At 62.1% G+C, this 23,617-nt stretch carries 20 protein-coding genes and 1 pseudogene; 13 read left to right on the top strand and 8 right to left on the bottom strand.

Annotated elements, in window-relative coordinates; genetic code table 11:
* The first annotated feature begins 411 nt into the window (after positions 1–411).
* From DN412_RS37560 to DN412_RS37515, 10 genes and pseudogenes are all read left to right on the top strand, one after another.
* The gene (locus DN412_RS37560) at positions 412–1,329 is read left to right on the top strand and encodes a LysR substrate-binding domain-containing protein (protein WP_115216167.1); all 918 of its coding nucleotides are present in this window, start codon (positions 412–414) and stop codon (positions 1,327–1,329) included.
* Positions 1,330–1,977: 648 nt separating this feature from the next.
* Complete coding sequence (locus DN412_RS37555; RefSeq protein ID WP_115216166.1) at positions 1,978–2,430, top strand: bacteriohemerythrin; 453 nt, start codon at positions 1,978–1,980, stop codon at positions 2,428–2,430.
* Positions 2,431–2,473: 43 nt separating this feature from the next.
* Positions 2,474–3,436, top strand: a complete 963-nt coding sequence (locus tag DN412_RS37550; protein ID WP_208647736.1) for a PDR/VanB family oxidoreductase — start codon at positions 2,474–2,476, stop codon at positions 3,434–3,436.
* A gap of 46 nt (positions 3,437–3,482) precedes the next feature.
* Positions 3,483–3,668 (top strand): annotated as a pseudogene (locus DN412_RS45750) (Rieske 2Fe-2S domain-containing protein); the annotation flags it as partial.
* A gap of 67 nt (positions 3,669–3,735) precedes the next feature.
* Positions 3,736–4,773, top strand: coding sequence for a (2Fe-2S)-binding protein (locus tag DN412_RS37540; protein WP_244222996.1), 1,038 nt, complete (start codon positions 3,736–3,738; stop codon positions 4,771–4,773).
* Between the two features lie 36 nt (positions 4,774–4,809).
* Positions 4,810–6,078, top strand: a complete 1,269-nt coding sequence (locus tag DN412_RS37535) for a Rieske 2Fe-2S domain-containing protein (protein WP_115216163.1) — start codon at positions 4,810–4,812, stop codon at positions 6,076–6,078.
* Between the two features lie 13 nt (positions 6,079–6,091).
* On the top strand, positions 6,092–6,916 hold the full coding sequence (locus tag DN412_RS37530; protein WP_115216162.1) for an SDR family NAD(P)-dependent oxidoreductase: 825 nt from the start codon (positions 6,092–6,094) through the stop codon (positions 6,914–6,916).
* 5 nt (positions 6,917–6,921) lie between these two features.
* Positions 6,922–7,869: an alpha/beta hydrolase gene (locus tag DN412_RS37525; protein ID WP_244222995.1), complete on the top strand. Its 948-nt coding sequence runs from the start codon at positions 6,922–6,924 to the stop codon at positions 7,867–7,869.
* Between the two features lie 34 nt (positions 7,870–7,903).
* On the top strand, positions 7,904–8,692 hold the full coding sequence (locus DN412_RS37520; RefSeq protein WP_115216161.1) for an enoyl-CoA hydratase/isomerase family protein: 789 nt from the start codon (positions 7,904–7,906) through the stop codon (positions 8,690–8,692).
* 253 nt (positions 8,693–8,945) lie between these two features.
* Positions 8,946–9,629 carry a MarR family winged helix-turn-helix transcriptional regulator gene (locus DN412_RS37515; RefSeq protein ID WP_244222994.1) on the top strand — a complete coding sequence of 228 codons (684 nt, stop codon included), beginning with the start codon at positions 8,946–8,948 and terminating at the stop codon, positions 9,627–9,629.
* A gap of 81 nt (positions 9,630–9,710) precedes the next feature.
* On the opposite strand, the gene DN412_RS37510 is transcribed toward DN412_RS37515, so the two are convergent.
* From DN412_RS37510 to DN412_RS37480, 7 genes are all read right to left on the bottom strand, one after another.
* On the bottom strand, positions 9,711–11,435 hold the full coding sequence (locus DN412_RS37510) for an AMP-binding protein (RefSeq protein WP_115216160.1): 1,725 nt from the start codon (positions 11,433–11,435) through the stop codon (positions 9,711–9,713).
* 393 nt (positions 11,436–11,828) lie between these two features.
* Positions 11,829–12,980 carry a porin gene (locus tag DN412_RS37505; RefSeq protein WP_115216159.1) on the bottom strand — a complete coding sequence of 384 codons (1,152 nt, stop codon included), beginning with the start codon at positions 12,978–12,980 and terminating at the stop codon, positions 11,829–11,831.
* Between the two features lie 72 nt (positions 12,981–13,052).
* A complete protein-coding gene (locus tag DN412_RS37500) occupies positions 13,053–14,678 on the bottom strand; it encodes an FAD-dependent monooxygenase (RefSeq protein ID WP_115216169.1) in 1,626 nt (541 codons plus the stop codon).
* A 75-nt stretch (positions 14,679–14,753) separates the two neighbouring features.
* Positions 14,754–16,982 (bottom strand): xanthine dehydrogenase family protein molybdopterin-binding subunit, encoded by a 2,229-nt coding sequence (locus tag DN412_RS37495; protein WP_115216158.1) that lies wholly within the window; start codon positions 16,980–16,982, stop codon positions 14,754–14,756.
* Positions 16,979–17,443 (bottom strand): (2Fe-2S)-binding protein, encoded by a 465-nt coding sequence (locus DN412_RS37490; RefSeq protein WP_115216168.1) that lies wholly within the window; start codon positions 17,441–17,443, stop codon positions 16,979–16,981. Before DN412_RS37490 ends, DN412_RS37495 begins: the two co-directional genes overlap by 4 nt.
* A gap of 70 nt (positions 17,444–17,513) precedes the next feature.
* Positions 17,514–18,842, bottom strand: coding sequence for an MFS transporter (locus DN412_RS37485; protein WP_167471180.1), 1,329 nt, complete (start codon positions 18,840–18,842; stop codon positions 17,514–17,516).
* Positions 18,843–18,981: 139 nt separating this feature from the next.
* Entirely contained in the window at positions 18,982–19,953 is a 972-nt protein-coding gene (locus DN412_RS37480; RefSeq protein ID WP_115216156.1) for an amidohydrolase family protein, read from the bottom strand.
* Between the two features lie 166 nt (positions 19,954–20,119).
* On the opposite strand from DN412_RS37480, the gene DN412_RS37475 reads away from it, so the two are divergent.
* Positions 20,120–20,578, top strand: a complete 459-nt coding sequence (locus tag DN412_RS37475) for a MarR family winged helix-turn-helix transcriptional regulator (RefSeq protein ID WP_244222993.1) — start codon at positions 20,120–20,122, stop codon at positions 20,576–20,578.
* An 84-nt stretch (positions 20,579–20,662) separates the two neighbouring features.
* Here the strand turns inward: DN412_RS37475 and DN412_RS37470 are convergent, their stop codons facing one another.
* Positions 20,663–21,868 carry a porin gene (locus DN412_RS37470; RefSeq protein WP_244222992.1) on the bottom strand — a complete coding sequence of 402 codons (1,206 nt, stop codon included), beginning with the start codon at positions 21,866–21,868 and terminating at the stop codon, positions 20,663–20,665.
* Positions 21,869–22,457: 589 nt separating this feature from the next.
* On the opposite strand from DN412_RS37470, the gene DN412_RS37465 reads away from it, so the two are divergent.
* Both DN412_RS37465 and DN412_RS37460 read left to right on the top strand, forming a co-directional pair.
* A complete protein-coding gene (locus DN412_RS37465) occupies positions 22,458–22,874 on the top strand; it encodes a DoxX family protein (RefSeq protein WP_115216153.1) in 417 nt (138 codons plus the stop codon).
* 129 nt (positions 22,875–23,003) lie between these two features.
* A complete protein-coding gene (locus tag DN412_RS37460) occupies positions 23,004–23,429 on the top strand; it encodes an aldo/keto reductase (RefSeq protein WP_244222991.1) in 426 nt (141 codons plus the stop codon).
* Positions 23,430–23,617 lie beyond the last annotated feature (188 nt).

Raw genomic sequence — 23,617 nt, 5'->3', positions numbered from 1 at the left:
CACGGCGTGCATGCCGCGAGCGCGCACCATTGGGCCGTCGGTCATCGCGGCGCTGCCGTTCACCGGTATAGCTCATCTCCGTTTCTCCGCCCACGCCGGGGCCGGAAGGGCCTTGAAATGCTCATAAGAAACGGCGCACCGAGCATGATGCGGCCCAGCAGCGGAAGGTACTTGTTGCTTTGCATGACGATCTCCTTTGAGCGCAAGCACTATCGGTGGATAGAGAAAGTGGCTCTCAGCTGGTTTCCACCATCCCCAGCTCAGAGTGTTCGAGAGCAATAAGCTCGGCCTCGGCCAATGTTGGCAGGCTTAGGAAAATGCTATTGGGGCAACGATTGCTTGCATATATCCTTAATTGCAAGATATCGTTGCCACAGACAGAACGACTAGCTGATTTCGGAGCCCGGACCCATGGACCAGATCTCGGACCTCAATGATCTTCGGCTGTTTGCCGAGGTGGTCGAGCGTGGCAGCTTTACCGCGGCCGCCCGCAGTCTTGGGCTCCAGACCTCGAAGCTGAGCCGGCGCGTTCGCGCCCTGGAGGAGGAACTCGGGGTCCGCCTGCTCAATCGCACCAGCCGCAGCCTGTCATTGACGGAAACCGGGCGACAGTTTCACCAGCACTGCCTGGCACTGGTGGCGGAATCCAGGGCCGCCAAGGAGATCGTGGATCAGACCCGGACCCGGCCACAGGGCACGGTCCGGATAAGCTGCCCGGTCGCACTGCTGAGTTCAGGCATCGCGGAGATCATTTCGCAATTCATGCGGGACAACCCCCAGGTCCAGGTTCTGGTCGATGCCACCAACCGGCACGTGGATGTCATCGAGGAAGGCCTGGACTTCGCCATTCGGGTCAGGCTCCCGCCGCTGGAGGACTCCGGCCTCGCGGTCCGGCAGTTGGGAATGTCGACCTTCGTTCTGGTTGCCAGCCCGAATCTGGTCGAGCGCTACGCAGCCCCGACATCGATGGAGGCGTTGAAACACTGGCCGACCCTGTCCATGGCCAACAACAGCGAGCGCTATGTCTGGAACCTGGTCGACGCCTCAGGGCAACCGGTCTCGCTGGTACATCAACCCCGCTTAGCGACGGACGACATCGCCAGCCTGCGCATTGCGGCGACGCTGGGCGTTGGCGCTGCACTGCTACCCAGAGAATTCGTGGACGACGACTTACAGTCTGGTCGGCTGCAGCACTTGTTGCCGGAGCTTGCTTCAAAGCCAGGTCTGATCCACGCGATATTCCCCACGCGACGAGGAATGGTGCCGGCCGTTCGTCACCTTCTTGATGCGCTCGTTGTCGGATACGAAAATCTGAACCGCAAGCGATAGCCTGCCAAGGCCTTCAATCGACGTGAAACACTGCGGCAAGCGGTTCGGTGATCCTCCGTGAACGCTGTGCATTGCCGTCGCACCGACGGCGCAAGCCCTCACAGTCCGATTGGGTTCACGCAAGATGGGGCGCTCCCGTCTCTCAGCCAATTCAGTCTTCCCAGGAAGATCACTAAATAGATCTTCCATGTCAACACCGCGCGATGCTCGATTACGGCTGAGGCTGCGGATCCGGCTCCCTGCTTATCCCCGTGTGGAAACAGCATTTCCGCACAGCGCGGCACCCTGAGTGCCTTTCACTCCCCCCAGACGGTTATCGGTACTTTCCCTAGCTCGACAACTTCCCGTTCGCTTACTAATCTTCCATGGAAGATGTTATAGGGGAGTTGATTCCGCATCTCGTCGCCTTGGCTTCCCTAGAAGCGAGTCGGTCGTGTGCGGACACCATGGCAGTGTCTTTGGTGTCCGCAAAGCCAGGTCGCCGCACCGATTGTGCGTTGTCACATGACCCGGCAGCGGGAGGCGCGAGCAAAGCCCTGTTTGAAGGCACTCCGGGTCACTGAAGGTTGCGCCCCGGAGTGAGTTGTCCAGGGTCAGTTGTTCCATAACGCTGCACCCTGGGCTACGAGCTATTTGAAAGAGGTAGCAATGATGGACGTTTCCGAATTCTCCTGGCACGACGAATTGTCGCTTGGGCATCAGTCCATGGACGATATGCATCAAGAGTTCGTCGTATGTGTGCATGCGCTGCTGACCGCCAGCGACGGTCATCTCAGGCATGCGCTCGATGCTTTCGCCGAACACGCGCACCGTCATTTTGGTGAAGAGGACGCCTCCATGCGGGAAACGGCCTATGGCTCGACAGGCTGCCATATTGACGAGCACGCTGCCGTGATGAAGTCGATCGACGAGGTTCGGGAAAGGCTGGACAAGGGACATACCCAGGTTGTCCGCGCCTTTGCGCACGCACTGATGGATTGGTTTCCTGAACATGTGCGCGTCATGGACCAGGGTCTCGCGCGCTGGCTGATCCAGCGCCGACTGGGAGCTTCTCCGATAGTCATCCGGCGTCGGTCGCGCGCTACTGCCACCGCTCTCTGATTCGCTTACCTAAGCATCCTCCTCAGAAGATATTGAGACAAAAATGAACTCCCTGCTGCAAGTAAAGGTCGTCACCAAGACGTTGCTGGCCGAAGGCATCACCGGCTACGAACTCGCTCCGATATCTGACGACCGATTACCTACATTCGAAGCCGGAGCACACATTGACGTGCATGTGCCTGGAGGGCTGGTACGGCAATATTCTCTGTATGACCTGCCCGCGGAACAATCGCGCTATCGGATCGGTGTTCTGCGTGACCCGCAATCCCGTGGCGGCTCCGTGAAACTCGCTGACGACATTCACGAAGGTGACACGCTCGCCATCAGCGCGCCGCGCAATCATTTTCCGCTACATAGCGGGCCAGCCACCTCCGTTCTGTTCGCGGGGGGCATTGGTATCACCCCTATCCTGTGTATGGCGCAGCAGCTCGCCCGTGAAGGCCGGCAGTTCGAGATGCACTATTGCGGCCGAACGCTGTCGCGCATGGCTTTCCTTGACAGGCTGAATTCGGCGCAGTTCCGGGACCAGGTGCATGTGCACGCGGACGATGAACCGCCGGCGCAGCAACTGAATGCCCGCTCCGCAATCGGTGCGCCATCTGCAGAAAGGCATCTCTACGTATGTGGGCCCACCGGTTTCATGGATCACATCCTGGCAACGGCGCGCGAGCTCGGCTGGGACGAGGAACACCTGCACCGGGAGTACTTCTCGGCAGCGCCGATCGACCATACGGCTGACGCTGCGTTCGAAGTGGAGATCCGCAGCAGCGGCCAGGTCATCCAGGTATCAGCCGAACAGAGCGCCGCACAAGCACTGCTGGAAGCAGGCTTCGACTTGCCTTTGTCCTGCGAGCAAGGCGTTTGCGGCACCTGCATGACAAAGGTGCTCTCCGGTGTTCCAGATCACCGCGATCTCTACCTTACGGATGGCGAGCACGCATGCAATGACGCCTTTATGCCTTGCTGCTCGCGCGCAAAGACGCCACGGCTGGTGCTTGATCTTTGATATCCGCCCTCCCATTCCCAAAGCAGGCTGAAGACAGGAGACCAATATGTTGACAAAGCAGGACAACGAGCTGATGTGCAGGACTGGCCCAGATACGGCCATGGGCAACGCGATGCGCCGCTTCTGGCTGCCGGTCATGCAATCATCCGACATGCCTCTGCCAGACGGAGATCCGCAGACCATTGAAGTACTGGGACAAAGGTACGTAGTGTGGCGCGACCAGCAAGGCCGCCCCGGCCTCTATGCAGAGGGCTGCCTGCATCGGGGCGCTTCCATGCAGTTGGCGCGTTCCGAGGGCGATGGCCTGCTGCTGCATCTATCACGGCTGGAAGTTTGCGGTGGATGGGACGGTACTGGACACGCCCAATGTCACGGATCCCAGGTTCAAGGAACGCATCAAGGGCAGAACCTATCCCGTGCGCGAGGCAGGAGGCCTGCTCTGGGCGTATCTTGGCCCACAAGGCGAAGAGCCGCCCTTCCCACATTGGGGCTTCATGGATCAGCCGGACGCCCACCGCATCAACGCGAGCGCGATCGTCAACTGCAATTTTGTCCAGGTCATGGAGGGGTTGGTCGACTCGTCGCACCTGACCGTGCTTCACGGTTCCGCGCTCGCCCGAACCAACGATTCCGACCTCGACTATGCGAAGAAGACCTCGCATATGCAATTCGACGCATCCCCAAAGATCGAAGCGGATGAGACGGACTTTGGCTTCCACTATGTGGCGATCCGTGAGACCGACGGCAAGCGTATTGCCCGCGTCACGGCGTTCGCCACACCGTGCTTTATCGCCAATGCGAACGGAGATGTATGGCTGGCCATCGTCCCCGTCAACGATGAACGCTGCAACTTCTATCACGTGTGGTGGGATGCGGAAAAGCCCATCGGCGAAGAGCCTTTGCGCAGTGCGCAGCTCACGTTCGTGGGCCTGGACGAGCCTACCCTGCGCAAATATGGCATGACGGCCGACACCTGTGACTCGCCGGCAGCGATGTCCGTCGCCAATGGCTTCGGTCAGGACCGCGCGAAGCAGCGCGACGGCCATTTCACCGGACTGGACAGCATCACGCAGGAAGACGCCGCGTGCAGCATCTCCAGCGGCACCATCCGTGACCGCTCGCAAGAGATGCTGTCCACCGCCGATCTCGCGATCAGCCGTCTGCAGCGCACCCTTCTCGCATGTGCCCGCGCGGAACGCGATCAGAAAGAGATACCGGCGCTTCGCGCCGAGGGCGGCCGCGCTGTCGGTGTGTCCGCCGAGATCGCCGTGGACGAGGACTGGCGCCGATTGGTCCCTCATCACCAGATCGTTTCGTCCACGGGCGCTCGCGCCTAGAGCACCCAATCTCAGAATCAAAGACAGGAGTTCGATATGTTGAGTCATGAAGACAACGACTTGCTTTGCCGCGTCGGCCCGGGCACGCCTGGTGGCACCCTGATGCGGCGCTTCTGGCACCCGGTGTGCACCTCCGCCCAGCTGCCGCATCCGGACTGCCCGCCGCTGCGCGTGCGCCTGCTTGGCGAGGACTATGTCGCGTTCCGGGACACGCAGGGACAAGTCGGTTTTTTTGAAGAACTGTGTATGCATCGGGGCGCGTCGCTCGCACTCGGCCGGGTCGAAGAAGGTGGTATCCGCTGCCTCTATCACGGCTGGAAGTTCAACGCGTTCGGGGACGTGCTGGAAACGCCAAACCATGCGGACCCCAAGTACGCCGCGCGCATGAAGGCACCCGCCTTCTCCGTGCATGAGGAAGGTGGCGTCGTCTGGGCGTACGTCGGCCCGAAGGAAATGCAGCCGGCATTCTCGCGCTACGCGTTCATGGATGCAGAACCGGATCACCGCGTCGTCCTGCGCGTCAACGTGGCCTGCAACTACCTGCAACTGGTTGAAGGCGGAGAGGACAGCTCGCATGTTGGCGTGCTGCATACCAATATGGCGCGCCCGGGCTGGAAGGATGACGAGTTCACGCGCAACCCGGACGTGGTCAATCCCGCCGCACTGGCTTCGAACGATCTGGAACCCGCGCTGAAGATTGAGGAAACCGCATTCGGCTTCCACTATGTGGCGTTGCGCAAGACCGATGACCCCAAAATCCGCAATGCGCGCGTGGTCCCGTTCATCGTACCGTATGGCCGCATCATTCCGGCACCGGCATTCCAGTTCACCGTCCTCGAGGTCCCGGAAGACGACACGCACACGAGTACCTACCTCATCGTCCACGGCGACTCGCCGGTCACTGAAGAGAAGATCATCGAACTGCTGGGCCTGGACGACCCACGCTACTACGATCGCAAGCACAGCGCCTTCCGGGCGACCTGGGCGGACACGTTTGGCCAGGACCGCGTGCTGATGAAGGAAAACTGGACCGGCTTGCGAGGCGTGGAAGTCGAGGACGCTACCATCGCACTGTCTCAGGGTCCCCTGTATGAGCGTTCGCGCGAGCATCTGGTACCTGCCGACCAGGCGGTCGTGCGCGTGCGCCGCGTGCTCCTCGAATCGGTCAAGCGCGCAATGCAGAACCAGCAGCCCGCCGCGCTCGGTCTCGACCTGAGCAGCGTGAGCGCTTGCGACGCGCAACTCCAGGAAGGTACGGCCTGGCAAGACCTGTTGCCGTCCCACCGCCAAACGGAAACCGCGTAAGGAACATACCGTGATGAGCAACAGCAACCACAGCAGCACGCCTGACTATCTATCCCTCCTGCGGCTCGACGGCCGTGGTTTCGTGGTACTCGGGGCTGGCCAGGGTATTGGCGAACAGACGGTCCACGCACTCGCTCAGGCCGGTGCGCGCGTGCTGTGCGTCGATCGGGACGAACACCTCGCCCAGAGCATTGCCGCGAAGGTAGGCGGCATCCCCTGCACTGCCGACGCGACATCGCGCCCGGACATGCAGCGCGTGTTCGACACGGCACGCCAACACTTCGGCCGCATCCACGGCGTGGTCGACATCATCGGTGTCGCAGGCGTCAAGCCGCTGGTCGAGTTTGACGACGCCGCATGGAACCAGCAGTTCGACATTGTCGTTCGCCATGCCTACCTGGCAATTCAGATCGGCGCCGAGTTCATGAAGGCCGATGGCGGAGGGACTTTCGCCTTTGTCGGCTCGCTTGCGGGTGAACTCGTGGTGCCGAATGAAGTAGCCTATGCGGCTTCGAAGGCGGCATTGCACCATCTTGTCCGCTCCGCGGCGGTAGAGTATGCCCGGCACAACATACGCATCAATGCCGTGTCTCCGGGCTTTGTCCGCACACCACGGCTGAACCAGCGCCTGGACGAAGCGACCTGGGCAGCCGTCGGACAGGCGATTCCCCTCGGACGGGCAGCCACACCAGCGGAAATCGCGAGCCATCTGCTGTTCCTGGTCTCCGACCTGAGCGCCCATATGGCTGGCGAGATCATCAACGTCGATGGTGGCCTGGGCGTCATGGCCGCGGTGCCGAAGATTACGTTCGCTCCCTCGGCAACTCCGACTCCCTGAGCAAGATGAAACCCGGTTCCACTCAAGATCAGATCCACCCGTCGCTTCGGGCGATGGCCGCTGCGGCCGCGGCGAAGCCAGGCATGGCCGATTTAAGCCCTGAGGAAGCACGTGCGGGAATCGCAGCGCGCACCAGGGAGCGCGCGCGCGGCCCCCAGATCGACAAGGTCTTTGATTTTCTTATTCCTGGGCCCGGCGGCAGGATTCCCCTGCGCATCTACCTTCCGGAGAACGCCAGTGGCGTGATCATGGCCTTCCATGGCGGCGGATGGCTGATGGGTAACGTTGACAGCCTCGACGCCGTGTGCCGGCACCTGGCCAACGACTCGGGGCTGGCGGTGGTCAATGTCGACTATCGGCTTGCGCCCGAGCATCCCTTCCCGGCGGCACTGGAGGATGCGTGGGCGGCGACCTGCTGGGTTGCCACCCACGGCCATGAACTTGGCCTCCAGACTACCCGGATGACGGTGTTCGGCGAGTCGGCAGGTGGCAATCTTGCTGCCGTGGTCTGCTTGCTGGCCCGGGATCAGGGGAACCCTCGCATCCTGGCCCAGGCACTCGTTTATCCCGCCACGGATGCGCGTCTGCAAGCAGACTCCCTGTCGACCTGTGCGGAAGGCTTCATGCAGCGCAAGGCCGACGTTGAGTATGCGTTCCGCACGTATGCACTCAATCACGGCGTATCACCGTCTGCCTGGAAGCTTTCGCCGCTGCTTGCCGATAGCCATGCAGGTCTGCCACCTGCCCTCGTCATCACCGCCGAGTGCGATGCCGTGCGCGATGACGGCGAAGCTTACGCCGCGAAGCTGGCCGAGGCTGGTGTTTCTGCGACGTGCGTACGCTACAACGGCATGTTGCACACCTTTTACAGCATGCGGGGGATGCTCGATTCGGCAGCGGTCGCTCAGCGCCAGGTGGCCAGCATGCTGCGTGCTGCGGTGAATAACACATAGTCGCGGTGTTTCACTTCATAAGGAGATCTCACATATGAAAGCCATTCGCTTTGAGCGTCAGGAAGCTGTCGGCCACATCGTTCTTGCAAATCCACCTTCGAATCTGATTGCCACGAATTTCTCTGACCGCCTGCGGGACGCGGTTCACGAGGCCAGCGAGACGGATATCCGCGCCTTGTTGATTCGAGCAGAAGGCCCCAACTTTAGCCAGGGTGGTGACGTCCTTGACTTCATTGATAAGGACTTCAACGCGTGGCGCACATTCATCTCGGAGATCCACCATGCTTACCGATCCATCGAGGCACTGCAGATACCGACCATCGCCGCAGTACGCGGCGCGGCCTTTGGCGGTGCGTTCGAGCTGGCGCTGGCCTGCGACTTTATCGTCGCCGCGGAGAACGCAACCTTCCGATGCATTGAAGCCTCGGTAGGGTCCGCCCCGGTAGCCGGTGCCGTGCAACGACTGGCGGAGCGAGCGGGCCGGGCCTTTGCTGCCCGGTACGCGATGCTGAGCGAGCCAATGTCGGGAGCTGAAGCAGGGCGGCTCGGCGTTGCGGCATTCGTGGTTCCGGAGGACGATGTCGAGGATTTCGCGGATGGCCTTGCAAGCAGGCTGTCTACCGGTCCCACCCGCTCCTACGCTGCGATTCGCGCACTGCTGAAAGCCTGGTCTGGAGGTGGCGTGCCTGGCGCAGACTCGTTGCTTCTGGATATCACGATGGGCCTGCACACCACGGAAGACGCGCGGATGGGACGAACCGCTCGTGCGGAGGCGTTTAAACAAGGGGAAGAGCCGGCTCCGGTCAGGTTCATTGGCCGCTGACCGATACGGGCCCCTGGCTGGCAAACCTCTCGACCGGCTATCTTTCCCCGATACTTTCCTGGAAGCTGGTTTAGCTTCATTCCTGCATGATTCCAGGAATTCCCAGTATCCGAGCCGACGCATCGCCCGCGCCTGCGCCACGGTCCTGTTCTCCTTGTAGGAGCGGCATTCTTGCCTTTTTGGAAATTGCGTACAATGAGGCACGGCCGCGCCTTTGGGCGGCAGCCATGACTTCGTCCAAGGAAGCAAATCGATGAGTAACGCCGCCGCGAAGCAAGCCGCACCTACGCGCACGCGCAAGAAACAGGCGTCAGTTTCGCCTTCAGACACGACCAGAAGGCCACGCCTGTCAGGTAGCAGTCACATCGAGCTCATCACGCTGCAATGGCAGCATGAGCGGAGTGATCTCGATCTCTCCAATTTCCTGCTGGCGATCTACTTCATGCGTCTTGGTACGCTGGTGGAACGAGCCTTTGATCAGATGTGTCTGCGACTCTGGGACATCAGCGGGTCCGACATGCGTGTGCTCCTGGCCCTGCGCAGAGGGGGCCCACCGTACGCCAAGCGCCCCACAGATCTTTATCGCGCCCTGATTGTCACCTCGGGGGCCATCACCAAGAAGATTGACAGGCTCGTCAGTCACGGCATGGTGGAGCGCATGGCCGACCCTGGTCACGCTGGCGGCTTTATCGTGCATCTCACGAAGAAGGGGCTCGAGACCGTCGAGCAGGCAGTCGTGAAGCTCGCAAAAGAATCGTCGATCGCCCCGGCCATGGCGCACTTCTCGGAGGCCGATCGTGCCGCCGGTAACGAGTTTTGCCTTCGGACCCTGGCATTGATGGAAGAGCTGGTGCTTCCCGCTGTAGAGAATGAAGAGGACAGCGCCCCTGCAGCGTCTTCGTCAAAACGCGCCCGACAGCCTCGGCGCGGCCGTTGATCGGGGAGCGCCTTGCCGACGCGCGAGCTATTGGACCGCCAATCGCCTGCGAGATGAAATCGCCGACACGCACCACCTCGCTCAGGCCGTCCTGGGTTCGCCGAGGTTCAGCTCACACACCATCTGGTCGCGCATCACGAACTTCTGCACCTTGCCGGTCACGGTCATGGGCATCTCGCCGACAAAGCGGATATAGCGCGGGATCTTGTAATGGGCGATCTGGCTGCGGCAGAACTCGCGGATCTCGTCGTCGGTGGCGCTTTCGCCCGGCTTGAGCACGATCCACGCGCACACCTCCTCGCCATACTTCGGGTCGGGCACGCCGAACACCTGCACGGCCTGTACCTTGGGATGGCGGAACAGGAACTCCTCGATCTCGCGCGGGTAGATGTTCTCGCCGCCGCGGATCAGCATATCCTTTACACGGCCGACGATATTGCAGTAGCCCTCTTCATCGATGGTGGCCAGGTCGCCGGTATACATCCAGCCATCGCGGATGGATTCGGCAGTGCGGGCCGCGTCGTCCCAGTAGCCCAGCATGACCGAGTAGCCGCGCGTGCACAGTTCGCCCTTCTCACCCACCGGCACCGTAGCGCCGTCCGCGTCCACGATCTTGACTTCCACATGCGGCTGGATGCGGCCCACGGTGGTGGTGCGCTTGTCGAGCGGGTCGGTGGTGCTGCTCTGGAATGAGACCGGACTGGTCTCGGTCATGCCGTAGGCGATCGTCACCTCGGCCATGTGCATCTGCGCGACCACGCGCTTCATGGTCTCGATCGGGCACGGCGAGCCGGCCATGATGCCGGTGCGCAGCGAAGAGAAGTCGTAGTCGGCAAAGCGCGGGTGGTCGAGTTGCGCGATGAACATCGTCGGCACGCCGTGCAGCGCGGTGCAGCGCTCTTCGCTGACGGCCTGCATGGTCGCTTGCGGATCGAACGCCTCCCCGGGGAACACCATCGCCGCCCCGGTGGAAACGCAGGCCAGCACGGCCAGCACCATGCCGAAGCAGTGGTAGAACGGCACCGGCACGCAGAGCTTGTCCTGCTCGGAGAGGCGCATCGCCATGGCGATGAAGCGTCCGTTGTTGATGATATTGCGGTGCGTCAGCGTGGCGCCCTTGGGTGCGCCGGTGGTGCCGCTGGTGAACTGCACGTTGATCGGGTCATACCGGTCGAGCTGCCCGGTGAGGGCGTCCAGCGTTTCACGCGGCACGCCCTCACCTTTGGCCAGCACATCGGCGTAGCGAATCATGCCGGCCGTCTGCCCGTCGCCCATGCGGATCACCCAACGCAGCGCCGGCAGGCGCGCGGCCTGTAACGCGCCCGGCTCGCTGGTCGCCAGTTCCGGCGCCAGCGCCTGCAGCATCTCCAGGTAGCGCGAAGTCTTGAAGGCCTCGGCCGCGACAATGGCCTTGACGCCGACCTTGTTCAGCGCGTACTCAAGCTCGGCCAGCCGGTACGCCGGGTTAACGTTCACCAGCACCAGCCCCAGCCGCGCCGTGGCGAACATTGTCACCAGCCACTCCGCGCGGTTCGGCGACCAGATGCCGATGCGGTCCCCCTTCACCAGGCCCAGCGCATGCAGGCCCGCTGCCAGCCGGTCGACCGCCTCGGCGAACTCCCGCCAGCTCCAGCGCACGCCCTGCTCGCGGAAGATCACCGCTTCGCGCTCAGGGAACGCCGCCACTGTCTGCGCCAGCAACATCGACACGGTCTGTTCGGACAACGGGATGGTGGTATCGCCTCGTACATGCGACAGCCCGTCGATCGGCAGGATGGTAGGAAGTGGTTCGCCATGCATCGTCATACTTGCCTCCAAAGCTCGGGGGTGTTCCGTATTCCGTGTCCAGGGCCACTTATGACTACCGCTCAATTCCTGGACCACCCGCTTTCGATCTTGAGACCAACGCTGTACTCTCGAGAACTCCTTGCGCGTCTGGTGGCGTTCTCAGCGAACTCACGGCCCGACGAAGGAAAGGTATACGTCTTCCTTGGAAGATTCAAGACAAATTTGAGCGATCCTCATATTTTTGCCGTGGAGTGCAACATTCGCCTCTGCCCAATCAGGCAGGCCTTTTGGCTGGTGGAGACCATGGGGTAGAAGCGCCATCGGCCGCGCCTCAGGCCGGCTGAGGTTTGATCGGAATTTCATTAGCAATTCTCTCCAGCGGTGGATGCGCAGGTCTCCCTTCCATTTGCCTCAGAACCGATGGCGAATGCCCACCAGGGCCCCCGTCTGATTCACGCCCGGCGACGGGAGCGACACCGTGCCAATGGCGCCCCCGTCAATCGTGAACGTTGCATCGCGCTGGTTGAAGATACGTCCCGCCGTAACGTACACGGCCGAACGCTTGGACAGCATGTACATCGCGCGCGCGGCGATGACCGATCCGCCGGTTGCGCTTTCCTTCACGGTCAGGCGGCCAAACTGCACGTCGAGTGCGACCTGCTGTATGGGCAGGTAAGTGGCCCCGAGCCACCAGTAATTGCTGCTCGGATTGACAGACCCCTGGTTGTTCCGATGGAGAAATCCCGCGCCGATGGTGGCGGTGCCGAACTTCACAAAGCCATTGATGACGCTACGGCTGTCGGTCTGCGAACTCCGTGGTAGTGCGGTGCCGGCACCACTGCCTCCGTAGTTGCGATCGATCGCTGTCGCCACGCCCCAGGCTGGGGCCTCGTACTTCAACATTGCCGAGATCGCCTTGCAGGCCTTCCAGTCTGTCGGCGATTCGCCGGCGCACCCTCCCGCAACCACCGGGGCAACCGCGTCACGCCCGAACGAATAAGTCGTGCCAAATGTAAATCCGGCAAACGTGACCGTATAGTCGATGGCATTGTCGACACGCGCAGTCGTGAGGTAGGTATCGAGCAGGCCGGCCGCAAAGATATTGGGAGCCAATGTGTCACCGATCAAAGACCAGAAGATCTGCGAATACATGCGGCCAAGGGTCACCGCCCCCCATGGCCCGATCAGTCCCACGTACGCTTGCCTTCCGAACAGACGGCCGTTCTGGTTCTGGGTGCCCTGAGCCGGCGCGAATCCCGACTCCAGTACGAAGATCGACTTCAGGTCATTCGTTATCTCCTGGACGCCTCGCAACCCCCACCTCGAAGGCAGCGATCCCGTGAGCTGGGGCATGCGAACCACGCTGCTCTTCTGGGGACCGACGTTGTTCACATATTCGACGCCGCTGTCAATGACGCCGTACAGGGTCATACCCGGAGCCAATGCCCCGCTTGCGTTCTGTGCCTGCGCGGATCCGGATGCGAACGCTGCAAACGCAGCCAGACCGCACCACGCAGCGCGCATGCGCAACCGGCAATTGGACCGAACCGGAACTGAATCCATACTGTCTCCTCCCCTGTGTGATTGTTATCTTTCTGGCCAAAAACGAGTCGGGCAGCCAACGCCCCAAGGCTCCTAATCCATGCCGCCACGGCGCCCCGTCACCAACGCAGCGAGATCCTTTGCGGCCTCCGGCAACCGGTCGCCTCGCCACGCGACATGCATGTCCGGCCGAACAAGAATGAGGTCACGCTCATAGATGCCATGCAGCGCCGGATCCGGGGCGACGAGCACGTCGAGCGGCGCGTCCAGTGCTGCAAAAGCGCGAGCGAGCGGCGTCGGATCATGCTTACCCGAGACGTCGAGCAGCGTGTAGCGATCCGGGCGCAGCCGATCCTGGATGGCGCTCCCGTCGGTGAGCCACATGTGCGGAAGGCGCGCGCCAGGCCAGCTGGTCGGCTGATAGACGCGCAGGTCATGCTGCGGCCCGCCTGGCACATTGGCGATAATGGGCGAGTCGACGTAGCGGTAACCAAGTTCCGCGCCAATCATCTCGTTCGATTTGCGCTGCTCCACGTCAGCAATTTCGGCAAGATGCGCACGTGCGGAATCGCCTGCGGGGGTATCGTCGCCAATTTCCGGCCGGACCTCGGCTAACCATGCCCGATAGCCCAGTGAGGCGTAACGCGACGCACCTACCACGCGTTCGCCGATCTGCCGCCGTTCGGCTTCATAGGAAGCGAGTAGTTCCGGACCACCCCACCCTTCCAGCGTCGCTGCCAGCTTCCACGCAAGGTCCGCGGCATCGCCGACGCCCGTATTCATGCCGAGGCCGCCCGTAGGGATCACCAGATGCACCGCATCGCCCGCGAGAAAAACCCGCCCCTTTCCATAGCGCTCGGCCAACAGCAGGTTCTGGCGCCATTCCGCGCAGTACAACATCTCATAGGGAAGCGGCGCGCCGACGATCCGCTCGAACATGTTAAGCATTTCCGCGTCGCTTTCGACCGCGGAATGAACGGTCCAGTGCCGGGTCGAATCCTGCATGATCATGAATGTCGGCGGTCCGCCAGCCACCAGGTAATGTCGCCCGCGCCCTGGACCTTTTCCCATCGGCAGCCGGTCGTAAAGCTGCTCGCAATAGAACAGGCCCTGGCGCAGGCGCGCGATGTCGCCTTCGCCCTGCAGCCGGATGCCAAGCTGCTTGCGTACGCGGCTCGAACCACCATCGCAGCCGACGAGATAGCACGCCTTCAAGGTGCTCCGCATGCCCCCGGCGTCGGTGACAGTCGCCGAGACGCCCGTCGAGTGCTCGGTGAAATCGAGAAACGTCGTGTTCCGCATCACCCTGACCGTCGGCAAGCGCTCGGCTTCTTCCAGCAGCAGCGGCTCCAGCGTGTACTGCGAGATCAGCTGATAGGGTTCAAGGGGCAGCCCGCCATCGTTGCGCTGGCGCGTGCGCACGCGCGCCTCTGCCACGGACGGATACGGCAGCCGCAGGATCGGCGGCTCCGCCATCGAGCGAATGATCTGGATGTCCATGGGAATGTCCTCGGGCATGCCGGCGGCTCTTATCCGGTCGGCGAGGCCCAGCCTGCGAAAGATTTCCATGGTTCGCGCGTTGCAGCGCTCCATCTTCGGCAGGAACTGGGGCGCTGCCTTCTGCTCGATCAGGACACAGTCGATGCCGCGCCGACCCAGGTCGATCGCGAGCGTCAGACCGACTGGTCCGGCTCCGACGATGATGACTTGTGTTTCCACGTACAACCTCCGCGCACCGGGAGTCCTCCTCCACGTGCCTTGAATTCCCGGGGCCTCGCCCCTTATGGACACTTGTCAGGCCAGGCGTTCCAGCACCGTCTTCGGCACAAGCGGCAAGTCACGCAGACGGATGCCGATCGCATTCGCTACCGCATTGGCCAGCGCGCCGGCCGTCGGGCCGAGTGAACATTCACCAGCGCCGAGCGAAGGCTCGTCCGGACGGTCCAGCAACGTGACCTCGATTGGCGGCACCTCGGCAAAGGTCAGGATCGGATAGTCCTGCCAGCCGCGCGTGGTGATCTCCCTGCGGTTGAACATGACCCGCTCCTTGAGCGCCCAGCTCAGCGCCTGCACGATCCCGCCCTCGAGCTGGTTCTTCGCTCCATCGGGATTCACCACACGGCCCACGTCCGCTACCGCAATCACGTTTGTCACGCTGATGACACCCGTCGAACGGCTGACATGCACGTCGATGACGATCGCTACCAGCGCCTGATGGTTTTCATAGCGCGAGTAGGCAAAGCCACGTCCGCGCTGCCCATCGCCTTTCGTCGCGGGTTTCCAGCCGGCACGGCTCGCCGCCTCCCGCACCACCGCGATCGCGCGCGGATCATGCAGGTGTGCCAGGCGGAATGCGACCGGATCGATGTTGGCTGCAAGGGCCAGCTCGTCCATGAACGATTCGATCGCGAAGACGTTTCCGTATGCGCCCAATGTCCGCAGCGAACTATTGCGCACCGGTGCATCGACCAGTTGATGGTTGCTTACCTTCCGCCGCGGCAGATCGTAGACCGGCACGGCATTGCGATCGCCGTTCCCATACGGTTGCGGAATCCGTGCCGGCGCCGATGGCGGGAAAGGCCTGGCAAGGTGCCAGGCGGCAAGGAGATTCACCCCGCCTGGTTGTCCCGGTCGCATGGCGTGCGAATTGCTCCATAGGTCATAGTTCCAGTCCTCGATCCGTCCGCTTCCGGAGAGTGCAGCCTTCGCCCGCATTACCATGGCCGGGCCGATTGGCGCCCACGCGAATTCATCGTCGCGCATCCATTGCACCTTCACGGGCCGGCCCGCCGCCTCACGGGCAAGCAGCGCCGCATCGAGCGCGACGTCGTCTGCGCCGTTGTGGCCGTAGCAGCCCGCCCCGGGAACATGCACCACATCGACCGCGCTCGCGGGCAAGCCCAGCACCGTTGCGATGTCGCCACGTAGCGGAAACGCTCCCTGTGTGTGGGACCACACGGTCATGTGACGGTCCCTGAACAGCGCCACGGAACACGACGGGCCGATCGATGCGTGGGACAAGTACGGCCGGGAATACGCCGCTTCAAGTTGTATCGCGGCTTCCGATGCAGGGGTGTCCTGCCCGGCTATGCCGACCACCGAATCATCGCTCTGCCACCCGGGCAGCGCCTCCTTGAGATGATCCACGTCCGGCAACGGCACATGGTCGTCGCTCCACCGTGCTGCATCGATCAATGCCCTGCGCGCTCGGATCGCCTGCTCTTCCCGCTCGGCCAGCACGCCAAGGAAGTTACCATTGCGAACGACGGCGACCACGCCCGGGAGCCGCCTGACCGCCGCGTCGTCAACCGAGACCAGCTTCGCGCCGTGTCGCGGCGGGCGAACTATCCGACCGAACAGCATGCCGGCAAGGCGCATGTCCTGAACGAATGCGGCGCCGCCCGTGAACTTCGCCGGCAAGTCGATGCGCGGCAGTGACTTGCCGACCAGCCTGTATTCCGATGGCTGCTTCGGAACACCGGTGGCCGTCACCTCGCGCGCGAGAAGCTCCCGTTCGTCCCTTACGATCTCCGCGTAAGTGACGCGGCGGCCGCCGGCAGACACAATGACGCCATTCTCGACACTAAGGCCCGACGGCGAAACGTCAAGCCGCCTGGCAGCCGCGCCCAGCAATACTGCGCGCGCGTCGGCAGCGGCGACGCGCAATGCCGCCCCGCTGCGTTCGACCGATTGGCTGCCGTAGGTATATCCCTCGTTTGGGCTGCGTGTCGTATCCGCGGCAATGATGCGAACACGCGCGGGATCCACATCCAGTTCTTCCGCGGCAATCTGCGTGAGCGCAGTCAGAATGCCCTGGCCCAGTTCCGCCTTTCCGGTAAAGATGACAACGTTGCCTTCGACGTCGATCCGTATCCAGCCGTCGAGCCTGCGGTTGGCGCGCAGATCGATCGGCAGCTCCGCCTCCGCCAACGCGAACTCCGCGAATGGTGTGAGCGAGAACGAAGCGACGACCGCGCCGGCCAGCTTGCCGAAGGCCCGCCTGGAGAGCTTGAAGGCACTCATCCGCGCAGCTCCTGCGCAGCGCGCCGAATCGCGCGAACGATCCGGTTGTGCACGCCGCACCGGCATTTCTGGCCTGTCATCTCGCGCCTGATGGTTGCCTCGTCCGGATCTGGAATCCGGTCGAGCAATGCCTTTGCGGCCATGAGCATTCCGCTCGAACAGTAGCCGCATTGAGCGGCCTGCTCGGCAAGGAAGGCCTTTTGCAGTGCATGAAGCCGTTGGCCATTGCCGAGGGCTTCCACGGTGGTCACGTGCTGCGCACCAACCGCGCCAACGGGGAAGACACACGCTCGCGTCGCGCTCTTGCCCACCATGACCGTGCAAGCGCCGCACTGGGCTTCGCCACAGCCAAACTTGGCACCATTCAACCCGATGTCGTTGCGCAGGACGTAAAGCAGTGGCGTATCGGCAGGTACGGCAAGAAGGTGACGTTTCCCGTTCACCGTGATCGAGATGCTCATGTTCGCTCCCACAAGTCCGCTGGCTGCGGCAATCAAGTCCATGAACCCATGCTTCCTGAATCGGCTGCCATCAATGGTTCAGGACCGGCTGCGATTCCTCGCCCCTTCGACGCCCACCTGTCACGCCAGCGAGCATCACCAGCATGAGACAGGCGGCCAGAGCCGGCACTGCCGCCGCAACGAACAGGGCGGTGTTCGACCAGTGCAGTTCAATGAGCTGGCCCGCCACCACAGGACCTACGATCGATCCGGCCCGACCGACACCGAGGCTCCAGCCCACACCGGTTGCACGGAGCGATGTCGGATACAACGTGGCAGTCAACGCGTTGATGGCCGGCTGCCCTCCAACGATGCAGACCCCGCTGATCAGCACGACCGCGTAGCGCAGGCCAAGCGACAGATCCGGCAGGCCGACCGCGGCCACCGCGACCGTCGCGACCAGGAAGCCGAGCGTCAGTACGCGATAGAAGCCGAAGCGGTCCATCAAGGGGCCCATCAGCAGCGCGCCCACGGTACCTCCGACCTGCAACGAGGTACCGATGAGCACCGCGGTCGCGCTGCCGTCTCCGGTGCGCAGCGACAGCATCGGAAGCCAGTTCGACAGGAAGAAGAGATCGAGGAGGTTGGCAAAGTTGATCCCCCACAGCAGCAATGTCATCGTCCCCCTTCCGCTACTGAATAGCTCGCCGACCGACGCCTTTGCGCTTGCCTGCCCGTGCACCGTGAAGCTGGTTGACGCGTTGACCTGCACATCCGGTGCAATGCGGCCGAGCCACGGAGCAATCCTCTGCGGATCACTTCGCTTGATTACAAGCAGCTGCAAGGATTCCGGCAGAATCTTCAGCATCGCCAGGGCAACGATGAGCGGCATGACGCCACCGACGACGAAGATCGATTTCCAACCCGCTGTTGGAACGAGGGCCGCACTGAGCACTCCGCTGGCGATTGCACCGGCGGTGAACCCACATGAAACCCAGGTCATCAACGACGCTCGCCGTTTCTGCGGACTGTATTCGCTGACCAGCGCGATGGCGTTGCCCATCACGCCGCCAATGCCGAAGCCGGTCAGGAAACGAATCACCAGGAACTGCGGAATCGTCTGGACCAGGGTGGTGGATAACATGCACAGTCCGTAGAAGACGGTCGCACCGATCAATACCGGACGCCGCCCGATGCGATCGGACATGGCACCGAGCACGATCGATCCCGCAAGCATGCCGAACAATCCCGCGCCGAATACCGGACCGAGACTTGCGGGACTGATCTGCCAGGCCTGCACGATCGCGGGCGCGACAAAGCCCAGCGCCTGTATGTCAAAGCCGTCCATGACGACGGTGCAGCCGATCAGCACCATGATCCATTTCTGAAAGGCGCTCATTGGCTGGGTGTCGATCAGCATTGCAATGTCGATGACCCCGGAGCCGGCTTCCTGGGCTTGTCTGGGAGTACTGGTAGTCAAGATGGCACCTCGTTCCGTTTAACCATGGGGTCCGAAGACGAAAGGAAGCTCCCCCCTTATGGGCGGAGCCTCCCCCCTCTCACACCAGTCCAAACAGGCGTCTTGCATTGTCCCGGCCGATCTTCTCCCGGTCGGTCTCGCTGATCGAGCACGCATCGAACCATCCCGCGGCTTCGTCGTGCGTTTCGAACGGATAGTCGACCGAGTACATGATCCGGTCGCTGCCCATCTCCAGCATCGTGGACAGGAGCGTCTGGGTCCTGAAATTCCCGCTGGTCGTGACGTAGACGTTCTCGCGCAGATACTCGCCCACGGTCCGTTTGCATGGCAGCCCGCGTGGCGCCTTCCGGAGGATGTGGTCGACGCGCCAGACGTTGAAGGGGATGCCCTCGCCAAGATGGCCAAGGATCATCTGCAGCCCGGGATTGCGGTCGAACAGGCCGGACGTCATCAGCCGCAATGCGTGAATACTGGTCTCGACCGCGAACGCCCAGGTCGCGGCGGTAAGCCACGGGAAGCCATCGTAGATCGGCTCGCGAGACGGCAGCGGGTCCCGCGGGTGCATGTAGAAGGGCTTGCCAAGCGCTGCGGCGGTGGCCCAGAAATCCGTGTACTGCGGGGCATCGTAGTACACGACGTTTTCGGCATCGCCCACCTGCGAGAACCCGTTGACCATGAAGCCGTGGAAGCCAAGCTCCGTGACGCAGCGCTGCAGTTCCCGCGCCCCGGCATCCGGATCCTGCATGGGCAGTGCAGCGAAGCCACCGAGACGGGAGGGATGACGCGAAACCTGCTCGGCGAGGACATCGTTGGCCCGCCGCGCCACATCGATCGCTTCCGTCGCGTCCGGGATCCCCTGGATGCCTGGCGAGTTGAGCGACAGGATCGAATACTCGGTTCCGCCCTGCTCCATCCGCTCGAGTCGCTGCTGCTCCATATCCATCAGATCGGACTTCAGCTTCTCCCAGAACGGCGGCGGCGCGTAGATCCTCGACTGCTCGATCGTCAGGTCCGTCGCGAAGTGTTCCTCAAGTGCAATTTTGTTTCTCATCACCATGCTCCAGCGCGATTGCCCCCATCGCCAGAAGCGATGAGATCGATCACGCAATTCAGTTCGTTCAGCGAGACGTTACTTGATTTTTCAAGTATCTTGGGACCAAGTATAATTGATTTTTCAAGTACATCCGCTCACGTAAACCCTAGGGATGGCAACGACCGTGAACACACTCAAGCGACCACAAGAGCTGGAAAAAGCGATCCCCTTCCTGATGGCACGTGCCGGCAGCCGGATGGGCAATGCGTTCGCCAAGGCACTGAAGCCGTTCGGCCTGAACCTTAGCGAGTGGCGCGTCTGTGCATCGCTGCTCTACGTTCCCGGCCAGACGCTATCGGAACTGTCTCTGCATGCATCGTCTGACACCTCGGCTCTGTCGCGGATCATCGACCGCCTCGAGAGCCAGGCACTGGTCAGGCGCGAGAAGAGCACGACGGATGGAAGATCAATCAGGGTTGTCCTGACCGAGAAGGGACAAGCGCTTGCCCTGAGTATCGTCCCGCTTGCGAAGCGCCACGAGTCGGTACTCCTGACCGGGTTCGCACCGAACGAAATCAAGGCGCTGCGGGATATGCTGCTCAGGTTGTTCGAGAATGCCGAAGGGCTCGACGACCTGCCCTGAGCCTTCCGAGGGGATCGCGCGCTTGCCCGGCGGCTGGCCACGCTCATGCACGCCTGGCGCGTTCCGGCAGTTGCTTATCTGCGGTCAGAATTTGTGGCGAATGCCCACCAGGACCCCGGTCTGATCTACGCCGGGCAAGGGATTGGAAGCCCCAGGAAGCGCCCCGCCATCCACCGTAATCGTCGAATCACGCTGATTGAATGTGTGGCCCGCCGTGATGTATACGGCAGTCCTCTTGGAGAACAGATAGGAGGCACGCGCAGCAATGACGGATGCGCCCAGCTCGGTGCCACTCACCGACAGATGCCCGTATTGCAGATCGAGCGCGACTTGCGGAACCGGAAGATAGACGCCACCAATCCACCAGTAGTCGCTGGACTTGTTGACGACACCAGGCGCAACGACGCCGTGATTGATCCGGTGAAGGTAGCCTGCGCCGACGGTGGCGGGTCCAAACTTCACGTAACCGTTGATCAGCCCGCGCGTATCGGTCTGCGAGCTGCCCGGTAGCGGAGAACCCGTGCCGGCGCCCCCATAGTTCCGATCGAATGCGCCAGCTACCCCCCAGGTCGGTGCTTCGTACTTGAGCAATAGGGACACGGCCTTGCACGCCCGATAGTCCGCAGGCGATTCACCCGCGCAGCCCCCAGCCACCGCCGGCGCCACCGCGTCGCGTCCCAGCGAATAGGTGGCTGCCACGGTGAACCCGCCAAGGCTCAAGGTGTAGTCAATGGCGTTGTCGACCCGCGCGGTGGACAGGTAGGTGTCGAGCAAACCGGCCGCGAAGATATTCGGGCCCAGGGTGTCACCGATCAACGAGTAGTAGATCTGCGAATACAGACGGCCTACCGAGACAGCGCCCCAGGGTCCGACCAGGCCGACGTAAGCCTGCCTGCCAAACAGGCGCCCGTTCTGGTTCAGTGAGCCTGTATCGGGGGCAAAACCGGATTCAAGCACGAAGATCGACTTGTAGCCCCCTCCCAGGTCTTCGATACCTCGCAGGCCCCAGCGCGAAGGGTAGGACGCGGTAAGTGACGGCACCCGTACCGCACCGGATTTCTGAGGCCCTATATTGTTCACGTACTCCACGCCCGTGTCGATGAGGCCATACAACGTGAGACCGGGCGTCAGCGCCCCCCCATCATAGGCGTGCGCGGCGCTGCTGACGGCTGCCGCGGCAAGCACCAGTCCGCATCGCGTTGCCCGCCGCTGAATACGGCCACTGAGCCGCTTTGACTTGCGTTTCATCTCCTCGTGTCCTCCGTTTGCGCGCGAGATTTTGTCTTCCATGGAAGATTGATAGAGAAGCGAGGCAAAGTCAATGTGTCATGCTTAGATAGTTTCCCGTAGCTGTAACTACCAACTGCAGCTTCCACGGCGGAACCTGTATGGACGGAATCCCCTGAAGTAGCGCCGCCCCCCACCGTCGGTGTTCTTCCACATCGACACACCACCCTTCACTCATAAAACTTCCCAGGAAGATTATTTACCTGCACATCGATCGGGATCCGGCACGATGTCATTCGCGAAGCGCTGTGGAGTACTGAGCTCGCCTGGCACTGCCGGCAGAACATTCGACCGATCGCGGGAGTCGGCTTGCCTGACACCATTCCGCCAAAGACAAAGATGCTTTGTCGATCTGGATATATGCGGCCCATGGTTGCGTCTCTACCATCGTGACATCGCTCACCCTTTCCCTGATGTCGTGGGGCAACTGGCCGGGCGACAGCCCGCCTTTGGAGCGAGAGGGAACGTCGCGATCACAGACACAGCGACGACCGAGGTATCCGCTCTTGAAGCTGCTGAGCCGGTGATGGTGGACATCGGCTGAGCCTCTTGTTTGCATTCCACCTTGGTTGTTTCATCTCAGGAGATCGTCGTGGAGCGTTACCGGTTTCTTCCTTTTTTGGGTCGCATCTTGCTCGGTGCGCCATTTCTGATGAGCGGCCTGGGCAAACTCGGCGCGTATGCCGCGACTGTTGGCCATATTTCGGCAGTTGGCGTGCCAGCGCCGCAGCTGGCATATCTGGCCGCAGTGGTCGTCGAGGTGGGCGGCGGCCTGCTGCTGCTGTCGGGCTACCGGGTCCGCCTCGCGTCGCTGGTGATGGCGTTGTTCTGCGTGGCCACGGCGGTGTTCTTCCATCGCAACTTCGCCGACCAGAACCAGATGATCCACTTCCTGAAGAACGTGATGATGGCCGGCGGTCTCCTGCAAATCGCCTACTTTGGGGCAGGTGCGTTCAGCCTGGACGCGCGTCCAGGCCGTGCGGCCGCGACTTCCGTGCCTGCACGCTAGTCGGATAGATTCGAAAAGATCGCCAATGTCCACCGTTTCTGCAAATGGCGCGCGCATTCCGTCCCTCGGACTGGACACCTACGGCATGCGCGGCGAAGCGCTTTCCAGCATCGTGTCCGGCATATCGGGGTGAGCAATTTCAATCGGGCACTGATGAAACAGGCGCTTGCACTATCCGGGCAAGGCCTTGTCACCAACCAGCTTGAATACCACCCCTATCTCGACCAGCATCCCCTGGTTTCGGCGACACGCGAAGCAGGTCTTGCCATTACCGCCTACTGCGGCATGGCGGTCGGGCGGGTCTTCTCCGACCCGCTGCTGAGGGCGATTGCTCGCCGGCATCAGCGTGGCGTCGCGCAGGTCGTCCTTCGCTGGCTGGTTCAACAGGAAGGCGTGGTTGCCTTGTCACGAACTACGCTCCTCGATCGACTGACTGAGAATGCAGCCGTCTTCGAGTTCGAACTCACGCAGAACGAGATGGCGGCGATCGCTACATTGGTTCGCCCGGGCAGTCGCATTGTGAATCCACCGGATTTGGCTCCGGTCTGGGATTAAGGGCTATCGAATGCGCCCATCGCTCGCGGGCCGTTATCCATATGACCATTCAGATAAGATGAACTCTTCTATGAGGGAATGGAAGTCAACCCCCCTTCAGCATTGGATTTCAGGTAGGGCATGTTGGAGTCGATACACTTTCCTTGCAAGCCGTTAAGCTTTCCTTCGCGGACTGACGCGGCGGCGAA

Source organism: Cupriavidus lacunae (genome assembly GCF_003353055.1).
Taxonomy (GTDB): domain Bacteria; phylum Pseudomonadota; class Gammaproteobacteria; order Burkholderiales; family Burkholderiaceae; genus Cupriavidus; species Cupriavidus lacunae.
The sequence above is the reverse complement of the archived record's forward strand: the minus strand, read 5'-3'. Positions and strand labels throughout refer to the sequence as shown.